The organism is Enterobacter cloacae subsp. cloacae ATCC 13047, from assembly GCF_000025565.1.
Classification (GTDB): Bacteria; Pseudomonadota; Gammaproteobacteria; order Enterobacterales; family Enterobacteriaceae; genus Enterobacter; species Enterobacter cloacae.
The window spans coordinates 845,253-870,018 of record NC_014121.1 but is presented as its reverse complement, the minus strand read 5'-3'; the positions used below and the strand labels follow the sequence as shown (position 1 = coordinate 870,018).

Annotated in this window: 19 protein-coding genes and 1 riboswitch; of the genes, 13 read left to right on the top strand and 6 right to left on the bottom strand. The window is 56.3% G+C overall.

The genetic code is table 11. The features are described from left to right. Position 1: 1 nt before the first annotated feature. Both leuC and leuD read left to right on the top strand, forming a co-directional pair. Entirely contained in the window at positions 2-1,402 is a 1,401-nt protein-coding gene (leuC, locus tag ECL_RS04200; protein ID WP_013095560.1) for a 3-isopropylmalate dehydratase large subunit, read from the top strand. Positions 1,403-1,412: 10 nt separating this feature from the next. Further along, the gene (gene leuD / locus ECL_RS04195) at positions 1,413-2,018 is read left to right on the top strand and encodes a 3-isopropylmalate dehydratase small subunit (protein WP_013095559.1); all 606 of its coding nucleotides are present in this window, start codon (positions 1,413-1,415) and stop codon (positions 2,016-2,018) included. Between the two features lie 91 nt (positions 2,019-2,109). On the opposite strand, the gene ECL_RS04190 is transcribed toward leuD, so the two are convergent. The 3 genes from ECL_RS04190 to sgrT all read right to left on the bottom strand — a co-directional run bounded on the left by ECL_RS04190 (position 2,110) and on the right by sgrT (position 3,931). Beyond that, on the bottom strand, positions 2,110-2,262 hold the full coding sequence (locus ECL_RS04190) for a Hok/Gef family protein (RefSeq protein ID WP_010427008.1): 153 nt from the start codon (positions 2,260-2,262) through the stop codon (positions 2,110-2,112). Between the two features lie 216 nt (positions 2,263-2,478). Beyond that, a complete protein-coding gene (locus tag ECL_RS04185; RefSeq protein ID WP_013095558.1) occupies positions 2,479-3,657 on the bottom strand; it encodes a sugar efflux transporter in 1,179 nt (392 codons plus the stop codon). A 121-nt stretch (positions 3,658-3,778) separates the two neighbouring features. Next, entirely contained in the window at positions 3,779-3,931 is a 153-nt protein-coding gene (gene sgrT / locus ECL_RS04180) for a glucose uptake inhibitor SgrT (RefSeq protein ID WP_013095557.1), read from the bottom strand. An 88-nt stretch (positions 3,932-4,019) separates the two neighbouring features. On the opposite strand from sgrT, the gene sgrR reads away from it, so the two are divergent. The 4 genes from sgrR to thiQ all read left to right on the top strand — a co-directional run bounded on the left by sgrR (position 4,020) and on the right by thiQ (position 9,098). Further along, complete coding sequence (gene sgrR, locus ECL_RS04175; RefSeq protein ID WP_013095556.1) at positions 4,020-5,675, top strand: HTH-type transcriptional regulator SgrR; 1,656 nt, start codon at positions 4,020-4,022, stop codon at positions 5,673-5,675. A 36-nt stretch (positions 5,676-5,711) separates the two neighbouring features. Continuing rightward, positions 5,712-5,812, top strand: a riboswitch (TPP riboswitch). 31 nt (positions 5,813-5,843) lie between these two features. Continuing rightward, positions 5,844-6,827, top strand: coding sequence for a thiamine ABC transporter substrate binding subunit (gene thiB, locus ECL_RS04170; protein WP_013095555.1), 984 nt, complete (start codon positions 5,844-5,846; stop codon positions 6,825-6,827). Further along, complete coding sequence (gene thiP, locus ECL_RS04165; RefSeq protein WP_013095554.1) at positions 6,803-8,413, top strand: thiamine/thiamine pyrophosphate ABC transporter permease ThiP; 1,611 nt, start codon at positions 6,803-6,805, stop codon at positions 8,411-8,413. The genes thiB and thiP overlap by 25 nt, the downstream gene beginning before the upstream one ends. Next, positions 8,397-9,098, top strand: coding sequence for a thiamine ABC transporter ATP-binding protein ThiQ (thiQ, locus tag ECL_RS04160; protein ID WP_013095553.1), 702 nt, complete (start codon positions 8,397-8,399; stop codon positions 9,096-9,098). The genes thiP and thiQ overlap by 17 nt, the downstream gene beginning before the upstream one ends. On the opposite strand, the gene ECL_RS04155 is transcribed toward thiQ, so the two are convergent. Then, entirely contained in the window at positions 9,088-9,855 is a 768-nt protein-coding gene (locus ECL_RS04155; protein ID WP_013095552.1) for a DedA family protein, read from the bottom strand. The two genes, thiQ and ECL_RS04155, sit on opposite strands and share 11 nt — an antisense overlap. 128 nt (positions 9,856-9,983) lie before the next feature. Next, complete coding sequence (gene araC, locus ECL_RS04150; RefSeq protein ID WP_013095551.1) at positions 9,984-10,829, bottom strand: arabinose operon transcriptional regulator AraC; 846 nt, start codon at positions 10,827-10,829, stop codon at positions 9,984-9,986. A gap of 336 nt (positions 10,830-11,165) precedes the next feature. Between araC and araB the strand changes: the two genes are divergently transcribed. From araB to rluA, 6 genes are all read left to right on the top strand, one after another. Further along, a complete protein-coding gene (gene araB, locus ECL_RS04145) occupies positions 11,166-12,875 on the top strand; it encodes a ribulokinase (RefSeq protein WP_013095550.1) in 1,710 nt (569 codons plus the stop codon). 10 nt (positions 12,876-12,885) lie between these two features. Next, the gene (araA, locus tag ECL_RS04140) at positions 12,886-14,388 is read left to right on the top strand and encodes an L-arabinose isomerase (RefSeq protein WP_013095549.1); all 1,503 of its coding nucleotides are present in this window, start codon (positions 12,886-12,888) and stop codon (positions 14,386-14,388) included. A gap of 86 nt (positions 14,389-14,474) precedes the next feature. Continuing rightward, positions 14,475-15,170: an L-ribulose-5-phosphate 4-epimerase gene (gene araD, locus ECL_RS04135; protein WP_013095548.1), complete on the top strand. Its 696-nt coding sequence runs from the start codon at positions 14,475-14,477 to the stop codon at positions 15,168-15,170. Positions 15,171-15,244: 74 nt separating this feature from the next. Continuing rightward, positions 15,245-17,602, top strand: a complete 2,358-nt coding sequence (gene polB, locus ECL_RS04130; RefSeq protein ID WP_013095547.1) for a DNA polymerase II — start codon at positions 15,245-15,247, stop codon at positions 17,600-17,602. A 128-nt stretch (positions 17,603-17,730) separates the two neighbouring features. After that, positions 17,731-20,637 carry an RNA polymerase-associated protein RapA gene (gene rapA / locus ECL_RS04125; RefSeq protein ID WP_044158873.1) on the top strand — a complete coding sequence of 969 codons (2,907 nt, stop codon included), beginning with the start codon at positions 17,731-17,733 and terminating at the stop codon, positions 20,635-20,637. Between the two features lie 12 nt (positions 20,638-20,649). Next, positions 20,650-21,309, top strand: a complete 660-nt coding sequence (gene rluA, locus ECL_RS04120) for a bifunctional tRNA pseudouridine(32) synthase/23S rRNA pseudouridine(746) synthase RluA (protein ID WP_013095545.1) — start codon at positions 20,650-20,652, stop codon at positions 21,307-21,309. 31 nt (positions 21,310-21,340) lie between these two features. Here the strand turns inward: rluA and djlA are convergent, their stop codons facing one another. After that, positions 21,341-22,159 (bottom strand): co-chaperone DjlA, encoded by an 819-nt coding sequence (gene djlA, locus ECL_RS04115; protein WP_013095544.1) that lies wholly within the window; start codon positions 22,157-22,159, stop codon positions 21,341-21,343. A gap of 239 nt (positions 22,160-22,398) precedes the next feature. Between djlA and lptD the strand changes: the two genes are divergently transcribed. Continuing rightward, entirely contained in the window at positions 22,399-24,750 is a 2,352-nt protein-coding gene (gene lptD / locus ECL_RS04110) for an LPS assembly protein LptD (protein ID WP_013095543.1), read from the top strand. Positions 24,751-24,766 lie beyond the last annotated feature (16 nt).

Below are 24,766 nucleotides of genomic sequence, written 5' to 3'. Positions count from 1 at the left end.
CATGGCGAAGACGTTATATGAAAAATTGTTTGATGCACACGTTGTCTATGAGGCACCAAACGAAACCCCGCTGCTCTATATCGACAGGCATCTGGTACACGAAGTGACCTCCCCACAGGCATTTGATGGGCTGCGTGCGCACAAACGCCCGGTACGTCAGCCGGGTAAAACCTTCGCGACAATGGATCACAACGTTTCCACCCAGACCAAAGATATCAATGCGTCGGGCGAAATGGCGCGTATCCAGATGCAGGAGTTGATCAAGAACTGTAACGAGTTTGGCGTCGAGCTCTACGATCTGAACCATCCGTATCAGGGTATCGTTCACGTGATGGGACCTGAGCAGGGGATCACCCTGCCCGGCATGACCATCGTCTGCGGCGACTCCCATACCGCAACGCACGGCGCGTTTGGTGCACTGGCCTTCGGTATTGGCACCTCTGAAGTTGAGCATGTTCTGGCTACGCAGACCCTTAAACAGGGCCGAGCCAAAACCATGAAGATTGAAGTGAAAGGCAAAGCCGCGCCGGGGATCACCGCGAAAGACATCGTGCTGGCCATCATCGGTAAAACGGGCAGTGCCGGCGGCACCGGGCACGTTGTTGAGTTCTGCGGTGACGCTATTCAGGCGCTGAGCATGGAAGGTCGTATGACTCTGTGCAATATGGCCATCGAGATGGGGGCCAAAGCAGGCCTGGTGGCACCGGATGAAACCACCTTCAACTATGTAAAAGGGCGTCTGCACGCACCAAAAGGTCAGGATTACGCTGACGCCGTCGCGTACTGGAAAACCCTGAAAACCGATGATGACGCGGTTTTTGATACCGTTGTTACCCTGCAGGCGGAGGAGATTGCCCCGCAGGTGACCTGGGGAACCAATCCGGGTCAGGTCATTTCCGTGAATGACACCATTCCCGATCCGGCCTCATTTACCGATCCGGTCGAACGCGCCAGTGCTGAAAAAGCGCTGGCGTATATGGGTCTGAAACCCGGTGTGCCGTTGACCGATGTGACCATCGACAAAGTCTTTATCGGCTCCTGCACCAACTCGCGTATCGAAGATTTACGCGCTGCGGCGGAGATCGCCAAAGGCCGTAAAGTGGCACCCGGCGTACAGGCGCTGGTTGTACCAGGCTCTGGTCCGGTAAAAGCGCAGGCGGAAGCCGAAGGCCTGGATAAGATCTTTATCGAAGCAGGCTTCGAGTGGCGCTTGCCTGGCTGCTCCATGTGTCTGGCCATGAACAATGACCGCCTGAATCCGGGCGAACGTTGTGCCTCCACCAGTAACCGTAACTTTGAAGGTCGTCAGGGCCGCGGTGGACGCACCCACCTGGTCAGCCCGGCGATGGCCGCCGCTGCGGCAGTTACCGGCCATTTCGCCGATATTCGCAGCCTGAAATAAGGAGACAATCATGGCAGAGAAATTTACCCAACATACAGGCCGGGTTGTCCCTCTGGACGCCGCTAACGTCGATACCGATGCGATCATCCCGAAGCAATTTTTGCAGAAGGTCACCCGCACCGGATTTGGTGCTCATCTGTTTAACGACTGGCGTTTTCTGGATGATAAAGGCCAGGTACCTGACCCGGAATTTGTGCTGAATTTCCCGGAATATAAAGGCGCCTCCATTCTGCTGGCACGGGAAAACTTTGGCTGCGGCTCCTCACGTGAGCACGCACCATGGGCGCTGACCGACTACGGCTTTAAAGTGGTGATCGCCCCGAGCTTTGCGGATATCTTCTACGGCAACAGCTTTAACAACCAGCTGCTGCCGGTGACGCTGAGTGACGAGCAAGTGGATGAATTGTTCGCGCTGGTTAAGGCAAATCCGGGCATGTCGTTTGAAGTGGATCTGGAAGCGGAAGTGGTGAAAGCCGGAGATAAAACCTACAGCTTCAGCATCGATGCCTTTCGTCGCCACTGCATGCTGAACGGTCTGGACAGCATTGGCCTGACGCTTCAGCATGAAGACGCCATCTCCGCGTACGAGAAAAAACAGCCTGCGTTTATGGGCTAAAGGCAATGGCCCGCACGATGCGGGCCATTGATAAGGGTGCGTTGAGGCTCAACCACTCTGGAGAGGCGGGGAACTTTCCCCGCCCATACCGCTAACGTTTTGCTTCGTAAGCCAACACTGCTGCCAGCTCGGTTTTCTCCTGTCTGAAATGCAGTTCACACAGTGAATCACGCACCATCCAGGTGAAGATCAACAGCGTTGTACAGATCAGAAACAAACCTAACAGCAGAGTACGTTTTGGCATTCCAGCCTCCTTATTGCTTTTCGGCAATGAAGAGACTAACCTCGCAATGTTGGTTGTGAAGTTTGTCTCCCCATCAGTTTTTTGATGTGGGACTCTCCACTGTTTGCCTCTTGCGAAAGCCTGAGGCAAACAGCCTCAAGCACCCGCCACGCACTCTATGTGTCTTCTTAAACTCTGTCAGAAAATCGTTTCATTTCGTGAAGGCACCTTCCAGAATCAGACGTCTTTTACGCGCCAGGTCAGCATCAGCGTGACAATCGACGTTAGTGCAATCATCCAGTACACCGACCCATGTCCATAGCTTTGCGACAACGCCCCCTGAATCACCCCCGCCAGAATTACCCCCGTAGAGATACTGTTGGTAAAGAGTGTGGTCGCCGACCCCGCCCGCCCGGGCATTAAATCCTGGAACCAGAGCATCCCTATCCCGGCCACGATCCCGATAAACACAGCATTAAACAGCTGCAGCGCCAGCAACGCCTCTCGTGAATGGAAGAAAATCAGCCCCAGGTAGAAAAGCACTCCGGCCGCTACGGCTATCAGCATCATCCGGCGTTTCCCGAGATGTTTGACGTAGTATCCCGCCAGAATCATCGCCGGAATTTCCAGCCCGGCGGCCGTCCCCATTAAGATCCCCGCGAGCTTATCCGGCAGACCCAGATCGCTGCTGATCCACAGCGGCATATCGATGATATACATGGTGTTGCAGGTCCACATCAGCGTGGAGGCGATAAACAGCATACGGACGTTTTTATCCTGCCAGCCGCTCACCTGAGTAATGGGTTTATCCGCTGTCTGTTCGACACGCGCCACTGACGGCAGCACGAAGGCAATCAGTGCCAGGCTAATGGCAAAAATCCCCGCAGCGATGGAAAACATGGCGGTAAAACCGTAATTCAACGCCAGCATAAAGGCCAACGGCGGACCAATGACCCATGCAAGAGAGAGCTGCGCACGCATCACCGAGCTAAACATCACCACTTCCCGCGCCGAGTTGTCGGCATATTCCCGGGCCAGCGCGAACAGCTGCGGCATGGCTGTGTTCGCCAGTGAGGCCAACAGCACGCCGCAGGTGATCAGCGTCAGGTAGTGACGATTAAAGGCAAACAGCAACGCGTTACCCACGGCCATGGCGCAACAAAAGAGGATCAACTTGCGGCGATCGCCCTGACTGTCGGATCGTTTCGCCAGCCCCAGGCTCACCAGGATCCCGGCGATGGCGTTCACGGTATAAAACAGGCCGACCCAAAACGGCTGCGCCCCCACCTCCCGGCTGAGAAAAAGACTCAGCGTCGGTGCCTGCAGCGCCCCCGCCACGCCCATCATAAAGGCCACCAGCATAAAAGCGGCATACACGCCGTTCAGGCGTCGCCCCATCGTCATTAACCAGAGCATCTGCAAGTCCTTGTGAAAGCGAATCGAAATTGGGTGAAAGAATAAACGAAAAAAGCCAGCAAAAAACATTTTGCTGGCGGGTGATAAGCACCAATACTCAGTCACACATGATCGAGGCGAGTTAGCGAGAAGAGGTCGGTTTCGTAACGTCCCACTGCATCAGTTCTTCTAACATTTTCAGCCGTTGCTCAGCACACTGACGGGCCAGCCAGGACGTTCCTTTTGTCGCTGAAAAGTACTGCTGATAAAACTGACGTGCGGTAGACCTCTTCATAATGTACCTCCTCACTTCATCGGGAATCATTATTGGCTTAATATAGGGATTAATAAATTGCTGATTTTTTGTCAGGAGTTCCCCTTTTATGCCTTCTGGTCGTCTGCAACAACAATTCATCCGCCTCTGGCAGTGCTGCGAAGGGCAATCGCAGGAGACCACGCTTAACGAACTGGCTGAACTCCTTAACTGCTCCCGACGTCATATGCGCACGCTGCTTAACACCATGCAGCAACAGGGCTGGTTAAACTGGGAAGCCGAAGCGGGACGCGGCAAACGCTCACGCCTGACCTTTCTCTATACCGGGCTGGCCTTGCAGCAACAGCGAGCGGAAGACCTGCTGGAACAGGACAGAATCGATCAGCTGGTGCAACTGGTTGGCGATAAAGCCGCAGTGCGTCAGATGCTGGTCTCCCATCTTGGGCGGAGTTTTCGTCAGGGCCGCCACATTCTGCGGGTGCTCTACTATCGCCCGATGAAGAATCTGCTCCCCGGCACGGCCTTGCGCCGCTCAGAAACCCATATGGCGCGACAAATATTCAGCGGCCTGACGCGAATAAATGAGGAAAACGGGGAACTGGAAGCTGATATTGCGCACCACTGGCAGCAACTCTCCCCACGTCACTGGCGCTTTTTCTTACGTCCCGGCATCCACTTTCACCACGGCCGCGAGCTGGAAATGCGCGATGTCATCGCCTCACTGGAACGTGCCCGCAAGCTTCCGCTTTATTCGCATATCTCGCGCGTTCACTCCCCCACCGCCTGGACGCTGGATATTGAACTGTCTCAGCCGGATAAATGGCTCCCCTGGCTGCTGGGGTATGTCCCATCAATGATTTTGCCAGGAGAGTGGGAATCGCTGCACAATTTTGCCAGCCAGCCCATTGGCACCGGGCCCTATGCCGTGTCGCGTAACACCAATAACCAGCTGAAAATTCGCGCGTTTGATGACTATTTTGGCTACCGGGCGCTGATCGACGAAGTGAACGTCTGGGTATTACCGGATCTCAATGAAGAGCTCAGCGCCGGGCTGACGCTTGAAGGCCCCACAACAGGCGAAAAGGCGGTGGAAAGCCGCCTTGAGGAGGGCTGCTACTACCTGCTGTTTGACAGCCGCACCCACCGCGGGGCCAATCAGGCGGTACGCAAATGGATCAGCCACGTCTTATCTCCCTCCAATCTGATTTACCATGCGGAAGAACAGTATCAGACGTACTGGTTTCCGGCGTACGGGTTGCTTCCTCGCTGGCATCATGCCCGACCTGCCCACTGTGACAAACCGGCAGGGCTGGAGTCTGTCACCCTGACCTACTACCGCGAGCATGTGGAGCACCGTTTTATTGCCAGGATCATGACCAGACTGCTGGCCGCAGAAGGCGTCCGGCTGGACATCAGGGAAGTGGACTATGACGAATGGCACCAGGGGGAACTGACCAGCGATATCTGGCTGAACAGCGCCAACTTCACCCTGCCGCTCGATTTCTCGCTCTTCTCACACCTGTATGAAGTCCCGCTGATCCAGCACTGTATCGATCGGGACTGGCAGCAGGATGCGGCGCAGTGGCGCGCGGGTGAGATGAACCTGGCCACCTGGTGTCAGGCGCTGCTGGCCGAACAGGCAATCGTGCCGCTGATCCACCACTGGCTGATGATCCAGGGCCAGCGCAGTATGCGGGGGTTACGGATGAATACGCTGGGCTGGTTTGATTTTAAATCCGCCTGGTTTGCGCCACCAGAGCCATAACACTTTCGTAATATTCGCCAAATCATTACAATAGCGCCGTTCTCAACGGGGTGCTGCATCACTGATGTGCGCTGAGATAATACCCGTCGAACCTGATCCGGATAACGCCGGCGAAGGGATTTGAGGCTGTCGCTCAAAATCCTTTGCCACTCAACCTTGAGGTGCAAAGTGTTAAAAAAAGTGCTTCCCCTGCTGGCGCTGTTTGCGCTGCCTGCTTTCGCAAAACCCGTCCTGACGGTCTACACCTACGACTCCTTTTCTGCCGACTGGGGCCCAGGCCCGGTCGTCAAAAAAGCCTTTGAAGCCGACTGCAACTGCGAACTGAAATTCGTGGCGCTGGAAGATGGCGTCTCGCTGCTTAACCGTCTGCGTATGGAAGGTAAAAACAGCAAGGCCGACGTGGTACTCGGCCTGGATAACAACCTGCTGGATGCGGCCTCGCAAACGAAACTGTTCGCCAAAAGCGGCGTAGCGGCAGATGCGGTTAACGTGCCGGGCGGCTGGAAAAACGACACCTTTGTGCCGTTCGATTACGGATATTTTGCGTTTGTTTATGACAAAAACAAGCTGAAGAACCCGCCGAAAAGCCTGAAGGAGCTGGTGGAAAGCGACCAGAAATGGCGCGTGATTTATGAAGATCCGCGCACCAGCACACCGGGTCTGGGCCTGCTGCTGTGGATGCAGAAGGTATACGGTGATAAAACGCCGGAGGCGTGGCAGAAGCTGGCCGCCAAAACCGTGACCGTCACCAAAGGCTGGAGCGAAGCCTATGGCCTGTTCCTGAAAGGGGAGAGCGACCTGGTGCTGAGCTACACCACCTCCCCGGCTTATCACATTATCGCCGAGAAGAAAGACAACTACGCCGCCGCTGATTTCGCTGAAGGTCATTATCTGCAGGTGGAAGTGGCTGCCCGCACTGCCGCCAGCAAGCAGCCGGAACTGGCCGAGAAGTTTCTGAAATTCATGGTCTCCCCGGCGTTCCAGAATGCGATCCCTACGGGTAACTGGATGTATCCGGTGACCAACGTGACGCTACCTGCGGGCTTTGAGCAACTGACCAAACCGCAAACCTCGCTGGAGTTTACGCCGCAGCAGGTCGCCGCGCAGCGAGCAGCATGGGTAAGTGAATGGCAACGCGCCGTCAGCCGCTAATTCCCGGCTGGTTATTTCCCGGACTGCTCGCCGCTGTAGTGATGGTGGCGGTCAGTCTGGGTGCTTTTCTGGCATTGTGGTTTAACGCGCCAGAGAGTGATCTGCTCTCTCTCTGGCACGACAGCTATCTCTGGCACGTCATCCGGTTCTCTTTCTGGCAGGCGTTTCTCTCTGCCCTGCTGTCGGTGATCCCGGCCATTTTTCTTGCGCGGGCGCTCTACCGCAGACGCTTCCCCGGCAGGGAGGCGCTGTTGAGACTGTGTGCCATGACGCTGATCCTGCCCGTCCTGGTGGCGGTATTTGGGATCCTGAGCGTGTATGGTCGTCAGGGCTGGCTGGCCGCCCTCTTTAACCTGCTTGGTCTGGAGTGGACCTTCTCCCCTTACGGACTCAAAGGTATTCTGCTGGCGCACATCTTTTTCAACATGCCCATGGCGACCCGGCTTTTTTTACAGGCGCTGGCGGCTATCCCCGGCGAGCAGCGTCAGCTTGCAGCACAGCTGGGTATGCGCGGCTGGTCATTCTTCCGCTTTGTCGAATGGCCATGGCTGCGCCGTCAAATCCCTCCGGTTGCGGCGCTGATCTTCATGCTCTGTTTTGCCAGTTTCGCCACCGTGCTTTCTCTTGGTGGTGGACCACAGGCGACCACCATCGAACTGGCGATTTACCAGGCGCTGAGTTACGACTACGACCCCGGCCGCGCTGCGCTTCTGGCTCTGGTGCAGATGCTGTGCTGTCTTGTGCTGGTCCTGCTGAGTCAGCGTCTGAGCAAAGCCATTCCACCGGGCAGTCATCAGATTACAGGCTGGCGCGATCCACAGGACAGCCTGCACAGCCGAATCGCGGATGTGATGTTGATCGTACTGGCCCTGCTGTTGCTTCTGCCGCCGCTGATGGCCGTTATCGTCGATGGCGTTAACCTTAACCTCGTCTCCGTGTTGCAACAGCCCGTCCTCTGGCAGGCGACCTGGACATCCTTGCGCATCGCACTGGCTGCCGGGCTATTGTGTGTCGTGCTGACCATGATGCTGCTGTGGAGCAGTCGCGAACTTTATGCTCGCCAGGCGCGCAAAGCCGGACAAGCGCTGGAGCTGACGGGGATGTTAATCCTCGCAATGCCGGGCATCGTCCTGGCAACCGGCTTCTTTTTATTGTTCAACAGTACGGTTGGTCTGCCGGAAAGCGCCGACGGAATTGTGATTTTTACCAACGCCCTGATGGCCATTCCCTATGCGCTGAAGGTGCTGGAAAACCCCATGCGCGACGTCAACAGCCGTTACGCTTTGCTGTGTCAGTCGCTTGGTATACAGGGCTGGCGCCGGTTAAAGGTGGTTGAACTGCGCGCGCTGAAACGCCCGCTTGCTCAGGCGCTGGCCTTCGCTTGTGTGCTCTCCATTGGTGACTTTGGTGTGGTGGCGCTCTTTGGCAATGAAGATTTCCGCACGCTGCCATACTGGTTGTATCAGCAGATCGGCTCCTACCGCAGTCAGGAGGGGGCCGTCACGGCGCTGTTGCTGCTGTTGCTGTGCTTCGCCTTATTTACCGTTATCGAAAAACTTCCGGGGCGCAATGTTAAAACTGACTGATGTCACCTGGCTCTACCAACACCTGCCTATGCGTTTCAGCCTGTCGGTACGCCCGGGTGAGATGATTGCCGTGCTTGGCCCAAGCGGGGCAGGGAAAAGTACCTTACTCAATCTGATTGCCGGTTTTCTGCAACCGGCAAGCGGGTCGATAATCATTGAAAACAACGACCATACCTACACCCCGCCCGCCAGGCGTCCGGTCTCGATGCTGTTCCAGGAAAATAACCTGTTCACCCATCTGATGGTGCGGCAAAACATCGCGCTGGGTATGGATCCGGGGCTGAAACTGAACGACGCGCAGCGCCAGAAGCTGGAAAAGATTGCCGGGCAGATGGGCATCACCACGTTTATTGACCGGCTCCCCGGAGAGCTCTCTGGCGGACAACGTCAGCGCGTGGCGCTGGCTCGCTGTCTGGTTCGCGAGCAGCCGATACTGCTGCTGGATGAGCCCTTCTCTGCACTCGATCCCGCGCTGCGCCAGGAGATGCTCGCCCTGGTACAGGAGGTCTGCCAGCGTCAGCAGCTGACGATGCTGATGGTGTCACACAGTATTGAAGATGCCGCACGCATCGCCCCGCGATCGGTGGTGATCGCGGAGGGTCGTATCGTGTGGGAGGGTGAAACCGAAGAGTTGATGAGTGGCAAAGCAAGCGCGTCGCACCTGCTGGGGATCCTTAACGGCTGACCACCTTCAACAGGATCTCACCGTACACCGGCATCAGCGGATGGCGAATCAGTGCGATCAGCGCCACGACGGCAACGCCCAGCGTCAGCGGCGCCAGCCACAGCAAGCGCGAACGAGGCAGATAGCGCGTCAGACGATCGACATTCGCTTTCGCGCTGCGCCATAGCCGCCAGCACAACCATGCAGCGAGCCATAACAGCAGCGCTGTTGCCAGCAATAACCATTTAAAGCCACCGCTCTGCACATCGTCTGGAATATCAATTGCCGCCCCCGCCAGGATCCCCGGCAGGAAGTAGAACGGCGGCCAGAAGACGCAGCCGATAATGTTCGGCAAAACGAATTTTGCGACGGGCAGATCCAGCATCCCGGCGACCATCGGCACCAGCGGACGCGTTGGCCCGACAAAGCGTCCGACGAGGATCGTAAACATGCTGTGCTGATGCAACGCATGCTCAGTTTTATCCAGCAACGCTTTGTTCTTCTTCATGAAAGACCAGCGGTGCAGCGGCTTCTTGAAACGCCAGCCCAGCCAGAAGGAGATCCAGTCGCCCAGTAAGCAGCCGATCATACCGGCCAGCCATGCCTGCCAGAAATTGACCTCACCGCTGCCAATCAACGCGCCCAACGCCGCCATCATCACCGTACCAGGCAGGATCAGCCCAACCAGCGCCAGCGATTCCAGAAACGCCACCAGCGCAACGGCGATAAGCGAATACATAACCGACTGGGTAATAAAATGTTCCAGCAATGCCTGCATAACTATTCCGGTCAGAAAACGAATCAGGGATTCTGCTTAGCGCCCTGCACCGCGTCAAGACAACAATTGTCTGAATAGTTTACAGGTTGCTTCCGTTGTTCACCTGCTTGTTTATCTTTTTTTACCGTTTATTCACATCCCGCCCGGAATTCACTGGGGCTGGCACCAGTACATTTTTTAAATACGCGGGAAAAATAGAGCTGATCTTCAAAGCCCACATTGCGCCCTACGGTGGCAATGGGCATCCGGGTGGTGCTGAGCAGCAGTTTCGCCTGGCTGATGCGCTGATCTTCGCGCCAGCTAAGCACGCTGACACCCAACTGCTGCCGGAACAGATGCGATAGCCGCGACGGCGACAGACAGACATGCTGGGCCACGCTGGCGATATCAAACTGGCTGTCGGCCAGGTGGTCGCTGATGTACTGGCAGGCATCACGCACACGGTTATCCAGCGGCGGATTAAGCGACGCGTTAATCGCCTCCATCCGGCGCAGTAACACCTGTTCAAGCAAATTAATTGCCAGTAGCTCAGCGTAGCGCCCACCGGCCTGCCCTGCCTCTATGATCTGGGCAAACAGCTCGCGGAACTGAGCAAGATGAGCGTCGTCCGGGCGGTAAAAACCAGTGTGCGCAAAAATGGCTGGCCACGAAAGCCACTCCTGCCAGTAGGCGCGGGGGCGGAAGTAGACCCACTGGTGATACCACTCTTTGGCATCCGGATGACGCCCGTAATGGTGGATCTCGCCAGGTGGAAACAGCAGCATATCGCCGGGACGACAGACGAACTGCTGATCGTTGTTTTTGATTATCCCTTCCCCACGCACGGTCAGGTTCAGAATGTACCCTTTCATCCCAAGCGGACGGTCAACGTAAAAATCGAGATATCCCTCAGCCTCGATAGGGGTCAGCCCCGCCACCAGGTGGGCGTTAAACGAATAACCCGGCAGTAAGGGATCGTTTTGCGTTTCGGCCATAGATTCAGTTCTCCCAACGGTACTGAAGGAAACCAATTGTCCATATCGTTAAAAGCCGTATAAAAATGGCCTGCGACGAGATCCAAAAAGCATCACGTCTCTTTTACGTCCGCCATGTTTCAGCCTTCCCCCCTGATTTCTCCGCCAGAGTGGGCAGATAAGCAGTAACAAAAGTGTCTATAAGTGCGGCAGAAATGTCCACATTGAATATTTGCACGGCGTCACACTTTCCATCTCAACAGCAATTTAGTCCATAAGATTAGCGGATCCTGCCTGACGATTTTCGCCCCCAGTCTCTAATGTTCTCTCATACCTGTTTTCTGATGGAGCAACACCATGGCAATTGCGATTGGCCTCGATTTTGGCAGCGACTCGGTTCGCGCCCTGGCAGTGGACTGTACGTCCGGCCAGGAGATAGCAACCAGCGTTGAGTGGTACCCACGCTGGCAAGAGGGGCGCTACTGCGATGCGCCAAACAACCAGTTCCGTCACCATCCACGCGACTACATCGAGTCGATGGAAGCGGCAATCAAAACCGTGCTGGCAGAACTGACTGACGCCCAGCGTGCAGAGGTAGTTGGGATCGGCGTAGACAGCACCGGTTCTACCCCCGCGCCAGTGGATGCGGAAGGCCGGGTGCTCGCGCTACGTCCTGAGTTCGCCGACAACCCGAACGCCATGTTTGTGCTGTGGAAAGACCATACCGCCGTCGAAGAGGCCGAAGCCATCACCCGGTTGTGCCACCAGCCGGGCAAAACCGACTATTCGCGCTACATCGGCGGAATTTATTCCAGTGAATGGTTCTGGGCCAAGATCCTGCATGTCACCCGCGCTGACGCAGCGGTTGCACAGGCAGCCGCATCGTGGATTGAACTGTGTGACTGGGTTCCTGCCCTGCTCTCAGGTACCACCCGCCCGCAGGATATTCGCCGCGGCCGCTGCAGCGCCGGGCATAAATCCCTATGGCATGAAAGCTGGGGCGGTCTGCCACCGGCAGCCTTCTTCGATGAACTCGATCCGATTATCAACAAGAGCCTGAAGTACCCGCTCTTTACCGACACCTTTACCGCCGATATTCCGGTGGGCACGCTCTGCGAAGAGTGGGCAACACGCCTGGGCCTGCCGCAAAACGTGGCAATCTCCGGCGGTGCGTTTGACTGCCATATGGGCGCGGTGGGCGCTGGCGCCCAACCCAATACGCTGGTGAAAGTGATCGGCACCTCCACCTGCGACATCCTGACGGCGGATAAGGCCAGCGTCGGTGACCGCGCAGTGAAAGGTATCTGCGGACAGGTCGACGGCAGCGTGGTGCCGGACTTTATCGGTCTGGAAGCCGGGCAGTCTGCGTTTGGCGATATTTACGCCTGGTTTGGTCGGGTACTGGGCTGGCCGCTGGACCAGCTGGCGACCGCGCACCCGGAACTGAAAACCCAGATTGCCGAAAGTAAGAAACAGCTGCTGCCCCAGCTCACCGCCGCATGGGCGAAAAATCCGTCTCTTGAACACCTGCCGGTGGTGCTCGACTGGTTCAACGGCCGCCGTACGCCATTTGCCAACCAGCGTCTTAAAGGTGTTATCACCGATCTCAATCTGGCGACCGATGCCCCGGCCCTGTTTGGCGGCCTGATTGCAGCCACCGCCTTTGGTGCCCGCGCGATTATGGAGTGCTTCACCGAACAGGGCATCGACGTCAATAACGTCATGGCGCTGGGCGGTATCGCCCGTAAAAACCCGGTGATCATGCAGGCCTGCTGCGACGTGCTGAACCGTCCGCTGCAGATTGTCGCATCCGATCAATGCTGCGCGCTGGGCGCGGCCATTTTCGCCGCCGTTGCCGCGGGCGTTCACGCCGATATTCCGGCTGCACAGCAGCATATGGCAAGCGCGGTCGAAAACACCCTTCAGCCGCGTGCTCAACAGGCGCAACGCTTTGAACAGCTTTATCAGCGCTACCAGCAATGGGCAAAAAGCGCCGAACTTCACTATCTCCCTGTCGCCGCCCCGTCAAAACACACCGCGGACACGACGGCAACCCTGACCCATTAAGGACACGACGATGACCATTTTTAATAATTATGAAGTGTGGTTTGTGATTGGCAGCCAGCATTTGTACGGACCGCAAGCGTTGCAGCAGGTGACGAAACATGCGGAACACGTCGTGAACGCGCTGAATGCTGAGGCCAAACTGCCATGTAAACTGGTGCTGAAGCCGCTGGGCACGACGCCGGATGAGATCACCCATATCTGCCGTGACGCAAACTACGACGATAAATGCGCGGGTCTGGTGGTGTGGCTGCACACCTTCTCACCCGCAAAAATGTGGATCAACGGTCTGTCTATCCTCAACAAACCGCTGCTGCAGTTCCATACCCAGTTCAACGCCTCCCTGCCATGGGACAGCATTGATATGGACTTTATGAACCTGAACCAGACCGCACACGGCGGCCGTGAGTTCGGCTTCATCGGCGCCCGTATGCGTCAGCAGCACGCCGTAGTGACCGGACACTGGCAGGATCAACATGCGCAGAAACGCATCGGCTCCTGGATGCGTCAGGCCGTTTCCAAACAGGATACCCGCCATCTGAAAGTGGTGCGATTTGGCGACAACATGCGTGAAGTGGCAGTCACCGACGGTGATAAAGTTGCCGCGCAGATCAAGTTCGGTTTTTCCGTGAACACCTGGGCCGTGGGTGACCTGGTGCAGGTCGTCAATGAGATCGGCGATGGCGACGTGAGCGCGCTGGTCGACGAATACGAAAGCAGCTACCGCCTCACTGCAGCGGCGCAGGTGAAGGGTGACAAACGCCAGAACGTGCTGGACGCGGCGCGCATTGAACTGGGGATGAAACGCTTCCTGGAACAGGGTGGCTTCCACGCCTTTACCACGACATTTGAAGATCTCCATGGTCTGAAACAACTGCCGGGTTTGGCAGTCCAACGTCTGATGCAGCAGGGCTACGGCTTCGCGGGCGAAGGCGACTGGAAAACTGCCGCTCTGCTTCGCATCATGAAAGTGATGTCAACCGGTCTGCAGGGCGGCACCTCCTTTATGGAGGACTACACCTACCACTTCGAAAATGGCAACGACCTGGTACTCGGTTCACACATGCTGGAAGTGTGCCCGTCCATTGCCGTTGAAGAGAAACCGATCCTCGACGTGCAGCACCTCGGCATTGGCGGTAAAGCGGATCCGGCACGTTTAATCTTCAACACCCGTACCGGCCCGGCCATCAACGCCAGCCTGATCGACCTGGGCGATCGTTTCCGCCTGCTGGTGAACTGTGTGGATGCGGTTGAAACGCCACACGCGCTGCCAAAACTGCCGGTCGCCAACGCCCTGTGGAAAGCGCAGCCCGATCTGCCAACCGCCTCCGAAGCCTGGATCGTCGCCGGTGGCGCGCACCATACCGTCTTCAGTCACGCGCTGGATCTCAACGATATGCGTCAGTTCGCTGAACTGCACGACATCGAACTGACCGTGATCGATAACGATACCCGCCTGCCCGCGTTTAAAGACGCGCTGCGCTGGAATGAAGTCTATTACGGTTCGAAACGTTAAGTACGACGTGCCCGGTGGCACTGCGTTTACCGGGCCTACGATTGTGTAGGCCGGATAAGCAAAGCGCCATCCGGCGGGAGACAACAATGCTAGAAGATCTCAAACGCCAGGTACTCGAAGCCAACCTGGCGCTGCCTAAACATAATCTGGTGACCCTAACCTGGGGCAACGTCAGCGCCGTTGACCGCGAAAAAGGGGTGTTCGTCATCAAGCCTTCCGGCGTGGATTATACGGTGATGACAGCTGACGATATGGTTGTGGTCAGCATTGCAACCGGTGAAGTGGTGGAAGGGAAGAAAAAACCCTCCTCCGATACCCCCACCCATCGCCTGCTGTATCAGGCATTTCCGACCATCGGCGGCATTGTGCATACCCACTCGCGTCATGCGACTATCTGGGCGCAGGCAGGCCAGTCCATCCCGGCTACCGGTACCACGCACGCAGACTACTTTTACGGCACCATCCCCTGCACCCGCCTGATGACCGATGCGGAAATCAACGGCGAGTACGAGTGGGAAACCGGCAATGTGATTGTCGAAACCTTTGAAAAACAGGGAATCGACGCAGCACAGATGCCCGGGGTGCTGGTGCATTCTCACGGCCCGTTTGCGTGGGGCAAAAATGCGGAAGATGCAGTGCATAACGCGATTGTGCTGGAAGAGGTGGCCTATATGGGCATCTTCTGTCGTCAACTGGCACCACAGTTGCCGGATATGCAACAGACGCTGCTGGACAAACACTACCTGCGCAAGCACGGTGCAAAAGCCTATTACGGGCAATAAACTGTATATAAACCCAGCATAAAACCGCTAACCAGGCTATAATCAGGCCTGGTTTTGTTTTATGGGATAACGGCGTGACGCAGGCGCAAGAAGGTTTTTTACTGACCCGACACTGGCGGGATACGCCTCAGGGAACAGAGGTGGAGTTCTGGCTGGCGACGGACAACGGCCCGCTGCGCGTTACCCTGCCGCCACAGGAGTCCGTGGCATTTATTCCTGAAGCCCACATCGACAAAGCAAAGCAGCTACTGCGCGGTGAAAACAACTGGCGCATCACGCCACTTGAGCTAAAAGATTTCCATCGCCAGCCGGTTTACGGTCTCTATTGTCGCGCCCATCGCCAGTTGATGCGCTATGAAAAACTGCTGCGCGAGGCGGGCGTCACCCTGTACGAGGCCGATATTCGTCCCCCGGAACGTTTTCTGATGGAGCGGTTTATTACCGCCCCTGTCTGGGTTGATGGCACAGCGCACAACGGCGGGCTGATTAACGCCCGCCTGAAACCCAACCCGCACTACCGTCCGCCGTTGAAATGGGTCTCACTGGACATCGAAACCACCCGTCACGGTGAACTGTACTGTATTGGTCTTGAAGGCTGCGGCGACCGGGTTGTCTATATGCTCGGGCCACCGAATGGCGATGCCTCCGCGCTGGACTTCCGGCTGGAGTACGTCAACAGTCGGCCACAGCTGCTGGAAAAACTGAACCAGTGGTTTGCCGATCGCGATCCCGATGTCCTGATCGGCTGGAACGTGGTGCAGTTCGACCTGCGGGTACTGCAAAAACACGCCGAGCGTTACCGCATCCCGCTCATGCTTGGGCGGGGTCATAGCGAACTGGAATGGCGCGAGCACGGTTTCAAAAACGGCGTCTTCTTCGCGCAGGCCAACGGTCGCCTGATTATCGACGGCATCGAGGCGCTGAAATCCGCATTCTGGAATTTTTCTTCCTTCTCGCTGGAGGCAGTGGCGCAGGAGCTGCTGGGGGAAGGGAAATCCATCGATAACCCGTGGGACCGAATGGATGAGATCGACCGCCGCTTCAACGAAGACAAACCGGCACTTGCCACCTATAACCTGAAAGATTGTGAGCTGGTTACGCAGATTTTCCACAAAACCGAGATCATGCCTTTTCTGCTGGAACGCGCCACAGTAAATGGTCTTGCCGCTGATCGGCACGGCGGTTCCGTGGCGGCATTCAGCCATCTGTACTTTCCCCGCATGCACCGGGCAGGCTACGTCGCACCGAACCTGGGGGACGTGCCGCCGCAGGCAAGCCCTGGCGGCTACGTGATGGATTCCCGGCCGGGACTGTATGACTCCGTGCTGGTACTGGACTACAAAAGCCTCTACCCCTCGATTATCCGCACCTTTTTGATTGATCCGGTGGGGCTGGTAGAGGGGATGGCGCAGCCGGACGATATGCACAGCACCGACGGGTTTCTGGGGGCGCGTTTCTCACGGGAGAAACACTGCCTGCCGGAGATCGTGGGACAGATCTGGCACGGGCGCGACGAGGCCAAGCGCCACGGCAACAAGCCGCTTTCTCAGGCGCTGAAAATTATCATGAATGCCTTTTACGGTGTGCTGGGCACCAGCGCCTGTCGCTTCTTCGACCCGCGTCTCGCCTCGTCTATTACCATGCGCGGGCATGAGATCATGCGCCAGACAAAGGCGCTGATCGAATCCCAGGGCTATGAAGTGATCTATGGCGATACCGACTCCACCTTCGTCTGGTTGAAAGGCGCGCACGCCGAAGAGGAAGCCGCGCGAATTGGCAAACAGCTGGTCGCCTTCGTGAACGACTGGTGGCAAGCGCATTTGCAAAAAGAGCGGTTAACCAGTGCGTTAGAGCTGGAGTATGAAACCCATTTCAGCCGCTTTTTAATGCCCACTATCCGTGGAACCGCTCAGGGCAGCAAGAAACGCTACGCCGGACTGATTCAGGAAGGTGAAAAGCAACGCATGGTGTTTAAAGGGCTGGAGACGGTACGCACAGACTGGACTCCGCTGGCTCAGCAGTTCCAGCAAACGCTCTATCTGCGGATCTTTCGTAATGAGCCTTATCAGGACTACGTCCGCGAGACGATAGCCAGCCTGATGGCTGGCGAGCTCGACAACCAGCTGGTGTATCGCAAACGCCTGCGCCGCCCGCTGGCCGAGTATCAGCGTAACGTTCCGCCACACGTCCGCGCCGCGCGTCTGGCGGATGAAGAGAACGTCCGTCGGGGGCGCGCCCCGCAGTATCAGAACCGGGGCACCATTAAGTATGTCTGGACGACAAACGGGCCAGAGCCCGTGGATTATCAACACTCTGCGCTGGACTACGACCACTACCTGACGCGCCAGCTTCAGCCCGTCGCGGATGGAATTTTGCCGTTCATTGACGACGATTTTGCTACACTAGTGACAGGGCAACTTGGCCTATTTTGACACGTGACGAAATCGCTGCCATCCAGTACCATAGCGCCCTTTCCACTCCCGGACCCATTTTTCGATGACCGTCTTTTTTGACTGTGGTTGAACTATTGCCTGCAATTAAAGATTAGAGCCGAACATATATGCCTTTTACACTTGGTCAACGCTGGATCAGCGATACAGAAAGCGAACTTGGATTGGGAACCGTGGTTGCAGTCGATGCACGCATGGTCACCCTCCTTTTCCCTGCTACCGGTGAAAACCGCCTGTACGCTCGCAATGACTCCCCTGTTACCCGCGTGATGTTCAATCCAGGTGACACCGTGACCAGCCACGACGGCTGGCAGCTTAAGGTTGAAGACGTAAAAGAAGAGAATGGTCTGCTCGCCTACATTGGGACTCGCCTCGACACTGACGAGAGCAATGTCATCCTGCGTGAAGTGCTGCTCGACAGCAAACTGGTTTTCAGCAAGCCGCAGGATCGCCTGTTTGCCGGGCAAATCGACCGTATGGATCGCTTCTCCCTGCGCTATCGCGCACGTAAATTCCAGAGTGAACAGTACCGCATGCCGTGGAGCGGCCTGCGTGGTCAACGCACCAGCCTGATCCCTCATCAGCTGAATATCGCCCATGACGTTGGCCGTCGTCATGCGCCTCGCGTACTGCTGGCAGACGAAGTGGGCCTCGGTAAAACCATTGAAGCCGGTATGATCCTGCATCAACAACTGCTCTCTGGCGCCGCCGAGCGCGTGCTGATCGTGGTACCGGAAACGCTGCAACACCAGTGGCTGGTTGAGATGCTGCGCCGCTTTAACCTTCGTTTCTCGCTGTTTGACGACGAGCGCTACGCCGAAGCCCAGCATGACGCAGACAACCCGTTTGAAACCGAACAACTGGTCATCTGCTCCCTGGACTTCGTGCGCCGCAGCAAGCAGCGTCTTGAGCATCTGTGCGACGCAGAGTGGGATCTGCTGGTGGTCGACGAAGCGCACCACCTGGTCTGGAGCGAAGAGGCACCGAGCCGTGAATACATGGCGATTGAACAGCTTGCCGAGCGCGTGCCGGGCGTCCTGCTGCTGACCGCAACGCCGGAGCAGCTGGGGCTGGAGAGCCACTTCGCCCGTCTGCGCCTGCTCGATCCAAACCGCTTCCATGACTTTGAGCAGTTTGTCGAAGAACAGAATAATTACCGCCCGGTTGCCGATGCTGTCGCCATGCTGCTGGCGGGCAAACGCCTCTCGAATGACGAACTCAACACCCTGAGCGATCTGATTGGCGAACAGGATATTGAGCCGCTGCTGCAGGCAGCCAACAGTGACAGCGACAACGCTGGATCCGCGCGTAAAGAGCTGATCGATATGCTGATGGACCGCCACGGCACCAGCCGCGTGCTGTTCCGTAACACCCGTAACGGCGTGAAGGGCTTCCCGAAACGCGAACTGCATACCATCAAGCTGCCGCTGCCGACGCAGTATCAGACGGCAATAAAAGTCTCCGGCATTATGGGGGCGCGCAAAAGCCAGGAAGAACGTGCGCGCGACATGCTCTACCCGGAGCAGATTTATCAGGAATTTGAAGGCGATACCGGAACCTGGTGGAACTTCGACCCGCGTGTTGAATGGCTGATGGGTTACTTAACGGCTCATCGTTCACAGAAAGTGCTGGTGATCTGCGCCAAGGCGGCCACCGCGCTGCAGCTGGAGCAGGTTCTGCGCGAGCGCGAAGGTATTCGAGCCGCCGTGTTCCACGAGGGGATGTCCATTGTCGAGCGTGACCGCGCCGCGGCCTGGTTCAGTGAAGAAGACAGCGGCGCACAGGTTCTGCTGTGCTCTGAAATCGGTTCTGAAGGGCGTAACTTCCAGTTCGCCAGCAACCTGGTGATGTTCGATCTGCCGTTCAACCCCGACCTGCTGGAACAGCGTATCGGCCGTCTGGACCGTATCGGTCAGGCGCATGATATTCAGATCCACGTCCCTTACCTGGAAAAAACCGCTCAGTCGGTGCTGGTACGCTGGTTCCACGAAGGTCTGGACGCGTTCGAACATACCTGTCCGACGGGACGCACCATTTACGATCAGGTGCATACGGATCTGATCGGTTACCTGGCAGCGCCGGAAAATACGGACGGTTTTGATGAGCTGATCAAATCCTGTCGCGAAAAGCATGAGGCTCTGAAAGCGCAGCTGGAGCAGGGACGTGACCGCCTGCTGGAAATCCACTCCAACGGTGGCGAAAAAGCGCAGGCGCTTGCCGAAAGCATTGAAGAGCAGGATGACGACACCAGCCTGATCAGCTTCGCCATGAACCTGTTCGACATCGTCGGGATTAACCAGGACGATCGCGGCGAGAACATGATCGTGCTGACCCCATCCGATCATATGCTGGTTCCGGATTTCCCGGGTCTTCCAGAGGATGGTTGCACCATTACCTTTGAGCGTGACGTGGCGCTGTCTCGCGAAGACGCGCAGTTCATCACCTGGGAACACCCGTTGATCCGCAACGGCCTCGACCTGATCCTTTCCGGCGACACGGGTAGCAGCACGATTTCCCTGTTGAAAAACAAAGCATTACCCGTTGGTACGCTGCTGGTTGAGCTGATCTATGTTGTGGAAGCGCAAGCGCCGAAACAGCTGCAGCTCACCCGCTTCCTGCCGCCAACGCCAGTGCGTCTGCTGCTGGATAAAAACGGCACCAACCTGGCTGCACAGGTTGAATTCGAGAGTTTCAACCGCCAGCTGAGCGCAGTAAACCGCCACACGGGCAGCAAACTGGTCAACGCCGTACAACAGGACGTGCACGCCATTCTGCAGTTGGGTGAAACGCAGATCGAAAAAGCGGCCAGGACGCTGATTGATGCCGCTCGCGAGGAAGCCGATGAGAAACTGGCTGCAGAGCTGTCTCGTCTGGAAGCGTTAAAAGCGGTGAACCCAAACATCCGTGATGACGAACTGACCGCGATTGAGAGCAACCGTCAGCAGGTGCTGGAAAGCCTGAATCAGGCAAGCTGGCGTCTGGATGCCCTGCGTCTTATCGTTGTGACGCATCAGTAAACGGAGCACAAGATGGTGATGCAGCCTTACAATCCGCCGCAAGACCCGTGGCTGGTTATCCTTTATCAGGATGAGCACATTATGGTGGTCAACAAGCCAAGCGGCCTGTTGTCCGTGCCGGGGCGTCTGGATGAGCACAAAGACAGCGTGATGACACGTATTCAGCGTGATTATCCCCAGGCGGAGTCCGTTCATCGCCTGGACATGGCAACCAGCGGCGTGATTGTGGTGGCGCTGAACAAAGCGGCTGAACGTGAACTCAAACGCCAGTTCCGCGAGCGTGAACCGAAAAAGCAGTATGTCGCACGCGTCTGGGGCCATCCCGCGCAGACGGAAGGGCTGGTGGATCTGCCGCTGATTTGCGACTGGCCAAACCGGCCAAAGCAGAAGGTGTGCTATGAGACGGGCAAGGCCGCGCAAACCGAGTATGAAGTGCTGGAGTACGCGCCGGATAACACCGCGCGCGTGCTGCTAAAGCCCATTACCGGGCGTTCACATCAGCTTCGTGTGCATATGCTCGCGCTGGGGCACCCGATTCTGGGAGACCGTTTTTACGCACCACCGGAGGCGCTGGCTTCAGCGCCGCGTTTGCAGCTTCATGCCCAGACGCTCACCATCACCCACCCGGCGTTTGGCAACGCAATGACGTTTAAAGCCCCGGTGGACTTCTAAAAAAAATGGCCCGACTGTGTCGGGCCATTTTTTATTTGAAATTTTTCTGCTCTTTTATCAGCTCGTACGCTTTCTGGATTTCCTGCGCTTTTTGCTTCGCCATCTCCATCATCTCTGGCGGTAAGCCCTTCGCGACCAGTTTATCCGGGTGATGTTCACTCATCAGCTTACGATAGGCACGCTTGATGGTTGTCGCATCATCCGAAGGTTTCACGCCAAGCACGTTACAGGCGTCTTCCAGCGTCGGGCCTCGCTGCGCCTGCTGCCAGCCGCCGCCAGAGGATTGATGCTGTTGATAGCCACCGCCAAAGTGTGCGCCGCCCTGCATCATGCGCAGGAACTGGTCGAACTGCATGCGGGAGATCCCCAGCTCTTCGGCAATCACGTATAACACATCGCGTTCATTAGGATGAAGAGACCCGTCGGCAAACGCCGCCTGAATCTGGATCTCCAGAAACATCCGAATTAAATCAAAACGGCCGAAACAGATACTGCGGAACTGACGCATTTTTTCGCGCAGCGGATAGTTATCCGATTTACCGATGCGAAACGCATTTTGCGCCGCCACACGAGATTCCCCGTGCAGATTCATGCGGTCCATAAATACGCTGGCAATCTGGATATCGGCTTCCGTCACCCGCCCTTTTGATTTGGTTAAGTGCCCCATCACCTCAAAGGTGGTGGAGAAAAAGAGGGACTGACGCTCGCGCTGGTTGGCGAACCACGCCATTTTGCGGCTGCGTGCCTTATCGAACATATGGCCAATAATCAGGCCAAGTACGATGCCCCAAAACCCGGCACCCATGATGATGGCGAACGCAACGCCGATGATTTTACCCCAATACTGCATATACTCCCCGGATAGTCATGTCCCTTGTCGACGCAACGCCATCATTACAGTGGTCGAGCCACGGTCAATTGAGGGACATCGCCTATAATTTGCATTATCATACTCGTCATTCGATAGCGAGCCTAACACTCTGGCACGCAAACGGGCAGGATTAACGCTGGTACTGCGCTGATGAGTAAGATAGTCTCTGAGCGTTTGTAAGCCGTAGCCACTGATGACGGAACACTAAAATATAACGTATGAAAAAACGTATCCCCACCCTCCTGGCCACAATGATTGGCACCGCCCTGTACAGTCAACAGGGGCTGGCGGCCGATCTTGCCTCGCAGTGTATGCTTGGCGTCCCAAGTTATAATCGCCCACTGGTGAGTGGCGATACAAATAGCTTGCCGGTAACCATTACTGCCGACAGTTCAAAAGGAACTTATCCTGACAATGCCACGTTTACGGGCAGTGTGGATATTAATCAGGGCAATAGCCGCCTGCAGGCAGATGAAGTGCAGTTGCACCAGAAGCAGCCGGAAGGTGCGGCCGAACCGGTACGAACGGTGGATGCGCTGGGTAATGTGCACTATGACGACAATCAGGTCATCCTGAAAGGTCCGAAAGCATGGTCAAACCTGAACACCAAAGATACGAACGTCTGGGAAGGTGATTACCAGATGGTGGGTCGTCAGGGGCGTGGTAAAGCAGATCTGATGAAACAGCGCGGTGAAAACCGCTATACGATTCTGGAAAACGGTTCCTTCACCTCCTGTCTGCCGGGTTCGAATACCTGGAGCGTGGTTGGAAGTGAGGTAATTCACGACCGTGAAGAACAGGTCGCAGAAATCTGGAACGCCCGGTTTAAACTCGGCCCGGTGCCGGTTTTCTATAGCCCGTACCTGCAACTTCCCGTGGGCGACAAACGTCGTTCAGGCTTCCTGATCCCAAATGCCAAATACAGCACCTCGAACTATTTTGAGTTCTATCTGCCGTATTACTGGAACATCGCGCCCAACATGGACGCCACGATCACGCCGCACTATATCCATAAGCGCGGCAACGTCATGTGGGAAAACGAGTTCCGCTATCTGACCCAGGCGGGTACCGGTTTGATGGAACTGGATTATCTGCCATCAGATAAGGTCTTCCAGGATGAGCACCCAACAGAAGGTGATAAACACCGTTGGATGTACTTCTGGCGTCACGCTGGCGTCATGGACCAGGTCTGGCGTTTTAACGTCGACTACACCAAAGTCAGCGATCCTTACTATTTCAACGACTTCGATTCCAAATACGGTTCCAGTACCGATGGTTACGCCACGCAGAAGTTCAGCGTTGGCTATGCCATTCAGAACTTCAACGCTACGGTGTCGACGAAGCAGTTCCAGGTGTTTGATAGCCAGACGCGAAGCACTTACGGTGCAGAACCGCAGCTGGATGTGAACTGGTATCAGAACGATGTTGGTCCATTCGATACGCGCGTCTACGCTCAGGCAGTGCATTTCGTCAATACCAACTCGGACATGCCGGAAGCCACGCGTGTTCATTTAGAACCGACGATCAATTTACCGGTGTCGAACAACTGGTCGAGTCTGAATACCGAAGCCAAGCTGATGGCGACCCATTACCAGCAGAAAAATGTGGACTGGTATAACAACCGTTATGGCACCGACCTTGACGAATCCGTGAACCGCGTTCTTCCACAATTCAAAATGGACGGTAAGCTGATCTTCGAGCGCGATATGGGTCTGCTGGCGGATGGGTATACGCAGACGCTTGAGCCACGTATGCAGTATTTGTACGTGCCTTATCGCGATCAGAGCAAAATCCAGAACTATGACTCCGCTTTCCTGCAGTCTGACTACAGCGGCCTGTTCCGTGACCGTACCTACGGCGGTCTCGACCGTATTGCTTCCGCGAACCAGTTAACGACCGGCGTCACAACGCGCGTTTATGATGAATCTGCCGTTGAACGTTTTAACGTTTCTGTTGGTCAAATCTACTATTTCACCGAGTCTCGTACCGGTGATGACAATATCAACTGGGAGAAAGACAACAAAACAGGTTCGCTGGTGTGGGCGGGCGATACCTACTGGCGCATGACCGATCGCTGGGGCTTACGCGGGGGTCTGCAGTACGACACGCGTCTCGACAATATTGCGACCAGCAGTGCAGCCGTCGAGTACCGTCGCGATGAAGATCGTATGGTGCAGTTGACCTATCGTTACGCCAGCCCGGAATATATTCAGGCAACATTGCCGAACTATGCCACCAGTGAACAGTATAAAGACGGGATTTCGCAGGTGGGTGGTGCAGCCAGTTGGCCAATCGCTGACCGCTGGTCAATTGTGGGCGCATACTACTTTGACACTAACGCCAACAAGCCTGCTGACCAGATGGTTGGTCTGCAATATAACTCCTGCTGTTACGCGCTGCGTGTCGGCTACGAACGCAAGCTTAACGGCTGGGATACTCAAAACAATCAGAGCAAATACGATAACGTGATTGGCTTTAATGTCGAATTGCGCGGCCTGAGCTCCAACTACGGCCTGGGCACGCAGCAGATGCTGCGCTCGAACATTCTGCCGTACCGCAGTTCCTTGTAATGTGCTTGTTTTGCAA